We start from the raw sequence: 12,899 nt of genomic DNA, 5'->3' as shown, positions 1-12,899 counted from the left end.
GTAAACAATTTCAAGCTATAAACTGTAAATTATCAATACCATTACAGACATCCTTAAAACTTTAAGGTTTAGCGATCGCCTAATTTATGAAAAATACAGCTCATACAGTTACTTTTATATTACATTGCAAATATCTATGTAACATGTAAAGATGCCAGCGCTCATTGCTATATAGGCGTGAAAAAGATATAGACTTTTTGCACATAGCAGGCAACAGGCAACAGCTCCGGAAAGCAACAGGGAATAGATTTTTAGGAAAAAGGTACGAAATAGTAGGGGTTAACGGCCGTTAACCCTTACAAATGGTGTATAATTTCGTCTGCGTGCGTCAGCCCTGTTTCTAATCATTTTTTGTACAACAAAGCTATTGTCAAACTAACTTTTTACCAACATTTTTAACTCTTTTTCAAACACCGAATTGCCTCCAACAAACCTCTAGCTTTATTAATACTTTCCTCATACTCTGTTTCCGGCACAGAATCCGCAACCAAACCAGCTCCCGCTTGCACAGTTACCGTGTGTTTACCATCATTTTTCGGCCGAACAACCATAGTTCTAATCGTAATAGCACTATTCAACTGACCCTCAAAATCATAATATCCATAAACCCCAGAATAAGCACCCCGGCGACAAGACTCTAATTCATTAATAATTTCCATCGCCCGAATTTTTGGCGCACCGCTAACAGTACCCGCTGGAAAACAAGCCTTCAATAAATCCCAAACAGTTTTCTCATCTGCCAATTCTCCCACCACATTACTAACAATGTGCATCACATGAGAATAACGTTCAATTATCATTAATTCATCAACTTTTACTGTTCCCACTCGGCAAACACGCCCCAAATCATTCCGACCTAGATCGACTAGCATAATATGTTCTGCTCTTTCTTTCGGGTCTTGCAACAACTCCTCAGCTAAAGCATTATCTTCTGCATAAGTTTTACCACGGGGACGAGTTCCGGCAATTGGTCTCACCGTAGCAAGACGTTTGCCATCAGGGGTATTTTCTGCTTTTACCATAACTTCCGGACTCGAACCAATGATTTGCCAATCACCAAAATTAAAATAAGCCATGTACGGAGAAGGGTTTATTAGTCGCAGGGAACGATAAAGAGCAAATGGCTCCCCTGTATATTCCGTTGAAAGTTGTTGCGAAATAACTACCTGAAAAATATCTCCTGCTTTGATGTAGTCTTTAGCTTTTTCAACGTTGGCACAAAATTGTTCGCGGGGTGTATTACTACTATAGATATCTCCAACTTCTCGACTTTTTCCAGCAGGTGGTTGCCATTCTAGTAAAGTATCTTGTTGTGATAGAGGAGATTGCAATTTATCTACTAACTGAGAAACGCGATCGCACGCTTGTTGATAAGCTGCCTTTAAATCTACCTCTGGAGAGCGGAGGTCTGCATAGGCGATCGCCCAAATCTTCCGTTTTACCTGGTCAAAAACCAAAAGATTATCGACCTGCATCCACAAACCATCAGGCAAATCATTTTCAGTATATGGGTAAACAGGTACACGAGGTTCGATCCACCGAATCAACTCATAACCCCAAAAACCAAATAAGCCACCAATATCAGGTGGTAGTTGAGGTAGTTTGACAGGTTGATATTTTTGCAGACAGTTATCTAGAGTTTCAAAGGGGTCTCCCTCAAAAGTTTTAACTGTGCCATCGCGGTAAGTTTGGGTAGTATGTTCCCCTCTTACTTCCAATGTCCACAATGGGTCACAGCCAAGAAAACTATAGCGTCCGATTTTCTCCCCACCTTCAACTGATTCTAGTAAAAAATTGTATGGTTGACCCGCGCATACACGATACCAAGCAGAAACAGGAGTATCGAGGTCTGCTACCCATTCTTGGTAGACAGGAACAAAGTTACCTTGTTTTGCTAGTTGGGAAAATTTGGAGAAGTCTGGGAATATCATAAATTTTGAGGTTTTAGATTTGAGATTCAGCAGCGACTCTAATAAAATTAAAACCTCAGCTTCAGATGAGATATCTGGAAGCCAAGGTGATGATAGAAATTGACACTCTCGCCGTTAAATCACATGATTATAACGGAAAATTATTATTTTGCTGACGCAACGCTGCGCATTTAATGTCGCCGAGCTAAACACAGACTCTCAGCCTAGATATACAAATCAAACAAGTTGAGTTGCATCTCATATAAACAATCGACCCAAGCTTTTTTGCTCCGTCTTTACGCTGAGGAAGCCATTGACTAGCAAGCGGTGCGCTTTTATCTACTGATTAATCACAACCTATGAGTCGTATGGTTTCTTACCAGTAAACTTGAGAGCAGCAGGTTCTGGGTTACGACCAATGTTACGGTCGATCTTACCTGCATAAGGACGTCCTTCATTAACCTTTTCAGGGAAGACTCCATCTTTCGGATGTAGATACTCAGTAGAACCATCAGGGAAAACCCGATAGATTTTGAAGTCCTCAATTTTGGGCCTAAATTTAGTCCTTAGTTGAGTGCCGAGGGCCAAGCATTGCTCTTTGCGAGCTAAGTATAGTAGGTTTTCACCTTCATTCATAATAGCTGCACCACCTGTAGGCATCTCAAATACCTGCTCTTTTGAGCTAGTCCAGGTAATAGCGTACTTTTCTTCAACTTCGGCCTTGGTCAGTAAGCCACCAGTACTGCCACCGAAAATAGGGGGTTGACCTGTTAGTTCGTCTGCCATAGATTTTTTATATGAACCTTTTTATGGAATCCTATCACCACAGTTACCCAGGTTTAAGAAATTGTAAGGTTCTGTTACAAAAGGATATTTTAGGACTCTGGCCAGACTTGAGGCCATTAATTACTAATTGCCATCGACTAAAGATAGTATCATTCTTTTTTTTCGGTTATGGTTGAAGTTAAAAAAGAGGGTAATTGCAATAGTCCTCTTGAATTTTACTATGACTTGATTTTAGTCTAGATAAAGAATCGAATAATAAAACTATATTGTTAATTACTGTCAATAGAGTAATCCTAAATTATTTGTGAGAAATTAGCGACTTTCGACTCCTAGTTAACCTGTTCTCTAAAAGTCTACAATATCTTACAACTCAAATAAGATTGCTACATATAGCATTTTTTGAGTATTGTTACTTTTTGCTTTTTTCAGAATATTTTGACATAACCTAAAGAAAATTGCTATAGATATTTTTTCTCGAATAAAAAACGCAATTTTTTTTTTGTTTACTGGAAATACTATAGTAACTAACTTTTGGTTAAAGCCGATCATTACCCTTGATTATATTTATTACCTTTATTAGGCATTTTTAACACTATATAAGGAACAGCTATTTTTCACCTTCACTTATTGAATTATATCGGACTATATGGAAGCAATTTTATTTCGCCCTCAAGGCAACTTAGATTTAAAGAGAAGTCATCAACTCAAGCAAATAGTAGACAAACTAATCGACAAAACACGAAATTTATACTGGATAATAGATATGGGATTAGTAAACCAAATTAATAATTTGGGATTAACTACTTTAGTTATTATCCGAAAAATTTCTGAAAAAAGAGGATGTCTATTATATCTGTTCAATATCCAAGATGATATTCAATTGGTTTTTCAATTAACTGGATTGGACCAAGAATTTCATTTTTTAGAAGATGAATCATTTCTCTATTCATTAAAACCTAAACTACTACTTTGCTAGCTGCTAAGTTTATGAATTAGATTCCTTTCTTCTTGTTTGATTTTCCCTCTCCATTTTTTCACTATTACTAACAATTGGAATTGTAAAGTGAAACTTACTACCCCGATTTTTACCCGCTGACTCTGCCCAAATTTTTCCTCCCAAGCGAGTAATAATCTGCCGACAAATGGCTAAACCTAAACCTGTACCACCAACACTGCGCCGTAAAGCACCTTCCTCTTGATAAAAACGATCAAATACAGCTTCTAAGCGCTTAGGTTCAATCCCACGACCAGTATCAGAGACTGTCACTTCCAACATATTATCTCCATTAGAAGTAGCTCTAATCATTACTGTTCCTTCAGACTGAGTAAACTTACAAGCATTATCAAGGAGTTTTGACAATACCTCCACTAACCATTCTCCATCAGCTAAAACTAAAGGTAGTTCTGTCGATACCTCAGTAGTAATATTCGGTAAATCTCTTTGTAAATGATGGGCACGAATACTACTCAGAGCCAAATCAACACATTCTAATAGAGGCAGATATTCTACATTCCACTCAACCGTACCACTTTCTAAATGAGACAATGTTAAGAAATCTTGCACAAGATTACGCATTCTATCTGCATCTGCTAATGCAGTTTCCAACATAACTTGACGTAACTCTGCAGGCATATCTGGTTCTTGACTCAAACTTTCAAGGCAAACTTGAATAGTTGATAAAGGTGTCCGTAGCTCGTGGCCAGTAATTGCAATTAAATTACTACGAGTCCGGTCCAGAGCTTCTAATTGTTGATTTAATTCTTCTAAGTGGGCATAAGTTTCCGCCTGGATCAAAGTTATACCTAATTGAGTAGCGATCGCTTCTACCAAATCTATTTTGTCATCAGACCAATTATGGGGACACGATCCACAGTGGTGTAACTCCACCATACCTAAAAGTCTTCCTTGATAAAGCAAAGGTACCATTAACCAGCTCTTAATTTTCCATTGAGATATTAATGTTTCGATACAGTTTTTGGCCTGAACTTTAGAGCTTTGTGGTGTTTCTGTCAAACAATAATTAGGCAGTAAGCTTGTATCTTCTATAGAGACTTGCTCTTGAGTTTGAACAACCCTTTGAAATAAAGGATTATCTTGTAAAGGCCATTCTTGATTAACCACAGATGTAACTGACGAACTTAAATATTCATGCGTAATAGTTGCTGTGACATCTAAAGCTCGACATTGATAAATTAAGCATCGGCAAGCTAAAAGTGCTTCTCCCAATTCTTGCACTGCTACTTTGATAATCTCATCAGAGTCTAGCGATCGCCTCATGGCATTAGAAATAATATTAATCAGGCGCTGTTTTTGTTCCTGAACAGCGATCGAGCGATATGTTTTAAGTAACTTATATTGACTTGCTTGCAAATAAGTCACCAAACGTTGGGCAAAAGGATCGTTAAATTGAGGATTTTGAGTAACTACTTCTGAAGCTTTTTTTAGGTAACGACGATTAGAGCTAGATTTTCTTTTTGCAGATTTTCTTCCCATCTCTACATCAAGATTGATGCTATAAACTTCTCGTGCTGCTTGTACTTTTTCTTCTAACTGTGGCCTATATCTGAGTATTCTATTCAGTAATAATTCAGCAGCTTGGACACATACTTGACGGTCAAAAGTCCAGATACCTTCAAATCGACGTGCCTGATCCATGGCAATCAACTTAGATGTTTCATCACTTTTACCAGAATTAAAACGCTCATTACAAATCAAACAACTTGAATACTGTTGACCAAGTACCAGTAAATTCCATTCCTTACTTAGAGTCTCTTTAGTATTAAAAGCTATTGTTTCGTAATACTCAGAAGAATTTTTAAATGCTGTTTCTGGTGCTGCTAGTACATATACTTGGGATGTTAGGTTAGCAATTCGTCTATAACGATGAGCTTCCTGACGATAAAAACGCTCTTGCTGAAAAGTTGCAATTACCAGAGGTTGATCAGAGCTTGCTAAAACCTGGTCTTCCATTGCATGAGATAGAGCAGTCAGGGATGACTTAAAGTAAATTTGTGGTCTCAACTGCGGAATCTCTTGCACCAGTTCTGCCAATACGGACTTAGGGATGGTCATCTGGCGGTTAATCTTTACCCTACTGCACTACTAATATTAAATATACATTGTTAGTGTGAACACTGCAGAGGCTTTTATTCTTTAGTTTTGTCTGATCCCTGATTTATAACCGGGTGTTTGGTATAAGTATAAATTATTTTATCTCAAATATTTGGCATTTTAAAGTTATAAAAATAACTTGCTATTATCAGTTTTTTTGAAACAAAGCAATAGCAAGTTTTTAAGTTTTTATCAATTTTCTGCTACAGCAATTATGAATTTGATTGTACAGAAAATACCTGATAATTAGAGAATTAAAGACTTTAGACTTTTTATCATTTTCTTTGTGGGTTTAATACCCCACCGTCTACACGGTGTTCAAAATTATTTGGGGTGAGAATCCCCATGTAATTTTCCGACTATCTCCTGTCTCCTGTCTCCTGTCTCCTTCTTCAAGTATATCTTGTAATTTTTACAAATCTTGCATTATTTGTTGTAGTCTTTATTTATCCTTCTCGTCTCTAGTTTCACTACTAGATTCAAGCTCAGAATTATAAATAGCATCCAACTGTTGACGAGCTTCTTGTACATTAACGGAACGCATCACCAACAAAGGTTCATCAATAAAATTCCCAGATTCATCTAATAGTTCCGGATGTGGAATTCTACGAGACTTAGAATAAGAATCACCAGAAGACCATTCTCGGTTTGAGGGTAAAGATTGAGACTCAAGGCCCACAGTTAATAGACTACGGATTAAATTACGAACAGCCAAAACGGCAACAGTAGTAAAGGCTAGGATATAAAGCAGATGTAACATGGTTTTCTCCAGGGCCATATAGGCACTCAGCAAATTTTAAAAAAGTTTAAACAGTTTTTCTTATTTTATATCTACTTAACTCTGGATGAGTTTTATCCCCATAAATTATCTGGGTCAGTCATCATCAATTTCCAGAGAAGATAGTGCTTTTATCGAAAAATTAATAGTTATCAATTCCAAAACTGTTATAGTTAAAAGTTAACTAAATTTAATTTTTTGATTTATTGCTTGATACTTAAGTTTGAGCGTAATGAGCAATTCTATCTAGATTGTTCTTTGCGAAATCGCATTGAAACTTGCCAGCATTCCGTTAGTAAGTGATGCCAGGGCATAAGCACTGTAGTTTCTACCCCAACTTGACCTTCAGTTGCATGAAAAAGAGTTTGTGCTGTACTCACTTCCTGTTGAGCTTGCTTAACTCTGTTAAGTAGGTCGAATTGTTCAGTGCTACTCAGAAAAGGAATTTTTTCTCTCTCCAATAACTGACGGGAACGCTCAAAGCAATACTGAAAATCCTCTAACAAGGGTTTCAGCACTGCTTTAAGTAAATCTGGTTCGGGCAGTCTTGGATTTAGCATTTTTCTAAATTAATTTCTTATTCTAGATTTGATCTTAACACTCTTTACATTTTTTTACATTTTACTTAATAAATGTTTTCTAAGGGAGCTTGAGATTTGAAAACTAAAGGAGTAAGGATTTTAGAGCCAAAGCCAGTCACCTTTGATACTTATTTTATACCAAAAATATGATTAATTTATACATATTAAAAGTACAAAAAATGCTAAGGCTGACAAAAATTATTAGACATCTCCAGAAAAGAGGGAACAGAAAAGAGGGAACAGGGAACAGGGAGAAATAATTGATTTGATTTTTGATTTTTGGAGATGTCTATAAGTAATAACAAGTGCGAAAAAAGAATATTACAAATAATTTGAGTGAATCAAGAGATATTTACCGCTCAACTAAACTTACTCAAACTTACTCAAAAGCCTGAAAGCTTAGTTGAACGCAAGTGGATCGACCACTACAGGGTTAAACGGCAAACCCCAAGAAATACTTAAACACTATTCCTCCTGACTCTTGGCGAAACTGGAAGTATAGCAATGTGCGCTGGGATATTTACAAATTGCAGGAAGTGTCCAATAGCTATAAAGTCTTATATGATTCCTACGAAATGCTTGCGCAAACAGCTTTTTATTCCCCCTTCCGGAGCTGTTGCCTATTGCCTGTTGCCTGCGCGCAGCGCTATATTTGTAGCATTTTTAAAATTGGTCTTTCTTTCCTCGTAAACGGGCAAAAGTTTGTACTGGATCTTGGCTTTTAACCGCTAACTGTAGATTAGGTCGATCCCAACCCAGAAAAGGATTTGTGCGTTTTTCTATACCAATCATTGATGGTACAGTAGGCTTATTCCGACTGCGTGCTGCTTTAACCTCAGCAAAACGAGCTTGTAGGTCCAAATTTTGCTCATCGACTGTTATAGCAAACTGCAAATTCTTCAAAGTGTACTCATGGGCACACCATATTCGTGTCCTGTCAGGCAAATTACGCAATTTGCTCAAAGACTGTACCATCTGGGCTGGTGTTCCTTCAAATAAGCGGCCACAACCACCAGCAAATAAAGTATCACCACAAAATAATTCCCCCGGTTCTCCAGCAACTAGAGGAGGAAAGTAATAAGCAATATGGCCACTTGTATGACCAGGTACAAATAAAATCTCTCCTTCTCGGTCAGAAAATTGGACTCGATCGCCTTCCTGTAAAAATACCTTTTGTCCAGGAATTCTACCTCGGTCTTCAACTCCGGCATACACTGTGAGTTGAGGAAACTTCTGAATTAACTTTTGATTAGCTCCTACATGGTCTGAATGGTGATGAGTGTTGAAAATAGCCACCAACTGAGAACCCAATGATTCTAGTTTTTCAGTTACTGGCCTAACTTCTGCTGGATCGACTACAGCCGCAATCTTTTGATTTGGGTCATGTAGTAAAAAGATATAGTTGTCTGAAAGTGCTGGCAGTCGATAAATCTTCATAGAAACTAAATTAATGTTTTATATACAAAATTTTCACTTAGGGATATTATTGCCCTCTTAACTATTAAAATAACTTAGGAATGAGAACAAAGGTAATATTTATTTCTGAGACTACTTTGATCGGGTATATTACTGAACATATAATCAATATCAAAAGTTATATAGAGGATATCAAAGATTATGTTATGGAGTGAGCAAAATAAACCAAATGTGACAATTAATCAAATGGTGAACCGAGTTATTACATCAGGCAAACTTAGTCGCCGGGAACACCTACAACTTACTTCGGCAATATTATGTGGTAAAAACATAACAGATGAAGAACAACATCAAATTAATCAGATATTTGACTTTCTTCAAATTCGTAAAATTAAGTTAGTTGATGATAATTATTATTCATAGATATTTAAGAGTAAAAAATATTAGTAAATACTTGATAGCGTTTATTTCTTGGATTAAGTACAAAATTTAAAATTATAGGGAATAGACAACATGAAAAAGAAAATATAATGTATCAAAAAATGTAGCTATACTTAGGACATAAAATTATTCATATTCTTTGGTTTTTCCTGCGGAGTGCTACGCAAACAACTATTTCATAAGTCTTAGCAATAATTGTGAATGAGATATTTTACCTGCATTCAAATATTATATTTTTTTGAAATTAAAAATAGTCTCAATATTGCATTAATAGCTAAAGAAAGATATACACTGGCAAATTAAATTAATAAAGTACAGTAAGTAATAATTGGCAACTTGATATACAGCATATTTCATATCAGTGAGGTACATCTGTGGTGGGTAAGATGCCCTACCATGGTGGGCAAGATGCCCGCATTGGATCTTTAAAATTTGCACCTCATATACTACTGAATCTGCTGTAAATATAAACCTGACTATATTCTGATTTCTGTTAAACCCACAATTAACTAATACCTCAGATAGAGAAAATTGATAATGAGTGCAACTAAACCAAATTCATTACTAACAGTACCAACAGGTTTATTACAAGTTCCTGCTGTAGTAAAAAATACGATAAAACCAGATAGTCCAGAAATAAAACTTTCTCTGGTTATTCCCACATTTCAAGAAAGTCAAAATATCCCAAAGATTGTCCAAAGACTAACTCAGTTACTAGATACTCAAATTCCCGATGCTTATGAATTAATTGTGGTAGATGACAATAGTCCCGACTTAACTTGGGAGACAGCTCAGAATATGACACCAGAATATCCTCAACTCCAGGTAATGCGTAGGGAAAAAGAAAGAGGACTTTCCACTGCAGTCATTCGTGGTTGGCAAGTAGCAAAAGGAGAAATATTGGGAGTAATAGATGCAGATTTACAACATCCTCCAGAAACTCTCTTAAAACTATTGACAAAAATGGAGCAAGGTGCTGACTTAGCAGTGGCTAGTCGTCACTTTGAGGAAGGAGGTGTCAGTGAGTGGAATATTATTAGAAGATTATTGTCTCGTGGCGCTCAAGTTTTGGGATTAATTATTTTACCTGGAGTCGTAGGGAGAGTCTCAGATCCCATGAGTGGCTATTTTATGGTCCGCCGAAAGGCGATCGCAGAAAAAATTCTTAGGCCAGTAGGGTACAAAATTTTGATTGAAGTTTTGGGCCGAGGCAGTATTTGTTGGGTGGGAGAAGTGGGGTATGTATTTAATGAACGTTTAGAAGGGGAAAGTAAAGTTACCTGGAAACAATATATAGAATATTTACACCACCTACTAAATTTAAGGTTGGCTAGATGGCCTAGTCGATTTATCTGTTTCGGTACAGTTGGTTTTATTGTTTTTAATATATTCTCGCTGTGAAGCATATTAGTCTAAGACCAAATATCACGCATTTTTGTTACATTTTCTTGAAAGCAGAGAGTAAGGAGTAGGTAAATAACGAATAAGATATATTTACTTCATACAAATAATTGCTAAAAACATTACTGAACGTGACTTATTACTTAATAACTGAAGTATTCAATAACCATGGGATGATTTTTAGGAATTGTTATCAGACTACTTCAAAAATTAATAATTAATTATTAACAATGACCTTTACTTGAAAAGAATGAGGATTGATGAAAAGGAAAAATTTTTCTTGTTTGGTGCTTGTAGGGCGACAGTCCGTGGCGCAGTCAATCAGAGACTTTAAACCTTAATTATTAGGTAACATATATATATAAGTTAGAACTTACGCATTGCATTTTTTAGTTATGAACATTGTATTTAGTATAGCACTATAGTTTAACTAAATTTATGTAATGTTTTTGCGTAAGTTCTATAAGTAAAAGAAATTTATAAATTATTCATACTCCTTGTTGCCTCCCTTGATTACTAACAGACTTTAAAACAGATGTAGTATAAGTAGTTTTTCATCCCTGAAAGACAGGGCATTCAAATTCCCAATTACTCTTGGGCAATGATTTTTGGTAGTCCCACCATACCACATAAGACTTTTCTTCTAAGTCTTTAATTTGATCAATAGATACCAACATTGAATCACTCAAACGCACTACCATCTCTCCATTCAAAAGCGCCTGTCGCCATTGTTTTCCTGTCTTCCAAGCATAATATTTGACTCCACTCCAACGAGGATTAACTGGGTATCCGGCAAACCCAGAACGCAATGCAGGAATATAAGCGCTTCTGAGTTGAGTATGAACCAATATTCCTTCCTCTAGTTTAACTACTTTCAGATTTTGATGATCTTGCTTAAACACGGGACTCACCTCCTGCTTGAGAATATGCTTAATTTTTCTTAACTTATCAGACTACAGCCATTATATCACTGAGAATTTCAGATTTTTGATATTGAGGAAAATCTATCTACACAACTATACAAGTAATAATAATTTCCCACTTTCTCAGCCTTAGCATTTTTTGATTGAATAGTATTACACAAATTTAACTCTTATAGATGTAAATTTCATTCACCTTGATACTAATTCAGGAAAATAATGCCTCAATTTATAAGGGGGGATTGTTTATCTTTTTCTTTTAGGTTGAATACACCGCCGTCTATACGGTGTTTACAATTGGTTGGGGTTTGAGTCCCCATCCACTTTTTCCTTTTTCCTTCTTCCTTCTTCAATAAGTGGCGATCATCCACTCCTACGAAACAAAATAAATTTTTTATATTAGTCAGGAAAAAATAGTGATAGTATCATCAATAACTAGCAATAATTCACAGATTTGCGATTGAATATTAGGGAAAGATATGATTAATCAAAAATGGATTCAAGATCAGATTAAGCTACTAAGTAGGAATGTAACTCAATCTTTATTTTCCACTGTAGAGAAGTTAAATTTAACTATTATACATTTGTACAAAAATTGCTTTTTAATTAATTTTTTACCAAAGTGGATAAGTAAACTTGTATACCTTTCACTAATATTTATCGTCAGTTTAGGTTTGACTGCTGCAGCTATTAAATCTCCGACTGTCAAAATTCCGATTTTTGGTTTCCATGACATTATTGATTTACAGAATAAAGCTGATTTACCACCATATCGCCCTCTTTATGGTATGGATTATACTAAGCAAGATTTAGAAAAGTTTGTAGAGTATTTAGTACAGAAAAATTACTGGTTTTTATCCTCTCAAGATTTATTCGTATATTTTATTAATAAATCTCAACCTATACCAAGTAAACATATAGGTCAAAAACCTGTAATGCTTACTTTTGATGATGGCTATGAAGGAGTGCATAAAAATGGAATGCCCATCTTAGAAAGGATGGAAGAAAAATATGGTGAAAAAGTAAGATTTGTTCTGTTTATTAATCCTAAAACTCTGGGAGTTAATAATGGAAAAGATTTACCACATCTTAGTTGTCAAAATTTAATAGAAGGATATCAGAAAGATTTTTATGATATTCAATCTCATGGATTTACTCATAAAAATTTAACAAAAATTAGCTCCAAGGAATTAGAAGTAGAACTATATTTTGCGAAGTTAGCTTTGAGAAAATGTACTAATGATTTAGATAGGAATAAAATTGTCGCTGCTCATATTGCTTATCCCTATGGTGCCATCAATACAAAGGTGGAAAAAAAGTTACCTAAATATCATCTAACTGGATTTATTTATGATGATAATTTTTTGAAAGTAAATTATCTGAAAAATAAGTTCCGCATTTCTCGAATTACAGTTGGTAGTCGCACATCTCCTTATAAGTTAATCCGGTTAGCAACTCGAGCTTCAACACTCAAAAAAATTTCTAATGAACGAAGGAAGAAGGAAGAGGGAAGAAGGAAGAGGCAGGAAGGTTGAATATCAAGTCTCATTAACA

10 protein-coding genes and 1 pseudogene are annotated in these 12,899 nt (G+C 35.7%); 4 read left to right on the top strand and 7 right to left on the bottom strand.

Annotation, left to right across the window (positions count from 1 at the left end):
* Positions 1 to 395: 395 nt before the first annotated feature.
* Positions 396 to 1,931, bottom strand: a complete 1,536-nt coding sequence (gene trpE / locus F6K27_RS10480) for an anthranilate synthase component I (RefSeq protein WP_287275918.1) — start codon at positions 1,929 to 1,931, stop codon at positions 396 to 398.
* 336 nt (positions 1,932 to 2,267) lie between these two features.
* Positions 2,268 to 2,696 carry a photosystem I reaction center subunit II PsaD gene (locus F6K27_RS10475; protein ID WP_124143703.1) on the bottom strand — a complete coding sequence of 143 codons (429 nt, stop codon included), beginning with the start codon at positions 2,694 to 2,696 and terminating at the stop codon, positions 2,268 to 2,270.
* Positions 2,697 to 3,342: 646 nt separating this feature from the next.
* Here F6K27_RS10475 and F6K27_RS10470 point away from each other — a divergent pair.
* On the top strand, positions 3,343 to 3,672 hold the full coding sequence (locus F6K27_RS10470) for an STAS domain-containing protein (protein WP_124143704.1): 330 nt from the start codon (positions 3,343 to 3,345) through the stop codon (positions 3,670 to 3,672).
* Between the two features lie 9 nt (positions 3,673 to 3,681).
* Here F6K27_RS10470 and F6K27_RS10465 read toward each other — a convergent pair whose 3' ends face one another.
* The 4 genes from F6K27_RS10465 to gloB all read right to left on the bottom strand — a co-directional run bounded on the left by F6K27_RS10465 (position 3,682) and on the right by gloB (position 8,604).
* A complete protein-coding gene (locus tag F6K27_RS10465; RefSeq protein WP_287275916.1) occupies positions 3,682 to 5,769 on the bottom strand; it encodes a DICT sensory domain-containing protein in 2,088 nt (695 codons plus the stop codon).
* Positions 5,770 to 6,250: 481 nt separating this feature from the next.
* Positions 6,251 to 6,568 (bottom strand): DUF2973 domain-containing protein, encoded by a 318-nt coding sequence (locus F6K27_RS10460; protein ID WP_287275914.1) that lies wholly within the window; start codon positions 6,566 to 6,568, stop codon positions 6,251 to 6,253.
* Positions 6,569 to 6,828: 260 nt separating this feature from the next.
* Positions 6,829 to 7,146, bottom strand: coding sequence for a DUF2605 domain-containing protein (locus tag F6K27_RS10455; protein ID WP_287244538.1), 318 nt, complete (start codon positions 7,144 to 7,146; stop codon positions 6,829 to 6,831).
* Between the two features lie 684 nt (positions 7,147 to 7,830).
* Positions 7,831 to 8,604: a hydroxyacylglutathione hydrolase gene (gloB, locus tag F6K27_RS10450; protein WP_287275912.1), complete on the bottom strand. Its 774-nt coding sequence runs from the start codon at positions 8,602 to 8,604 to the stop codon at positions 7,831 to 7,833.
* 180 nt (positions 8,605 to 8,784) lie between these two features.
* Between gloB and F6K27_RS10445 the strand changes: the two genes are divergently transcribed.
* Both F6K27_RS10445 and F6K27_RS10440 read left to right on the top strand, forming a co-directional pair.
* Positions 8,785 to 9,006, top strand: a complete 222-nt coding sequence (locus tag F6K27_RS10445) for a hypothetical protein (RefSeq protein ID WP_124143708.1) — start codon at positions 8,785 to 8,787, stop codon at positions 9,004 to 9,006.
* Between the two features lie 555 nt (positions 9,007 to 9,561).
* Positions 9,562 to 10,398 (top strand): annotated as a pseudogene (locus F6K27_RS10440) (polyprenol monophosphomannose synthase); the annotation flags it as partial.
* 581 nt (positions 10,399 to 10,979) lie between these two features.
* On the opposite strand, the gene F6K27_RS10435 reads toward F6K27_RS10440, so the two are convergent.
* On the bottom strand, positions 10,980 to 11,327 hold the full coding sequence (locus F6K27_RS10435; protein WP_192901056.1) for a hypothetical protein: 348 nt from the start codon (positions 11,325 to 11,327) through the stop codon (positions 10,980 to 10,982).
* A 497-nt stretch (positions 11,328 to 11,824) separates the two neighbouring features.
* Here F6K27_RS10435 and F6K27_RS10430 point away from each other — a divergent pair, with 497 nt between their 5' ends.
* Positions 11,825 to 12,880 (top strand): polysaccharide deacetylase family protein, encoded by a 1,056-nt coding sequence (locus tag F6K27_RS10430; protein WP_287275910.1) that lies wholly within the window; start codon positions 11,825 to 11,827, stop codon positions 12,878 to 12,880.
* Positions 12,881 to 12,899 lie beyond the last annotated feature (19 nt).

It is taken from the genome of Okeania sp. SIO2F5 (assembly GCF_010692685.1).
Lineage (GTDB): Bacteria > Cyanobacteriota > Cyanobacteriia > Cyanobacteriales > Microcoleaceae > Okeania > Okeania hirsuta.
Note: the sequence above shows the minus strand (reverse complement) of the source record. Positions and strands in the feature narration are given on the sequence as shown.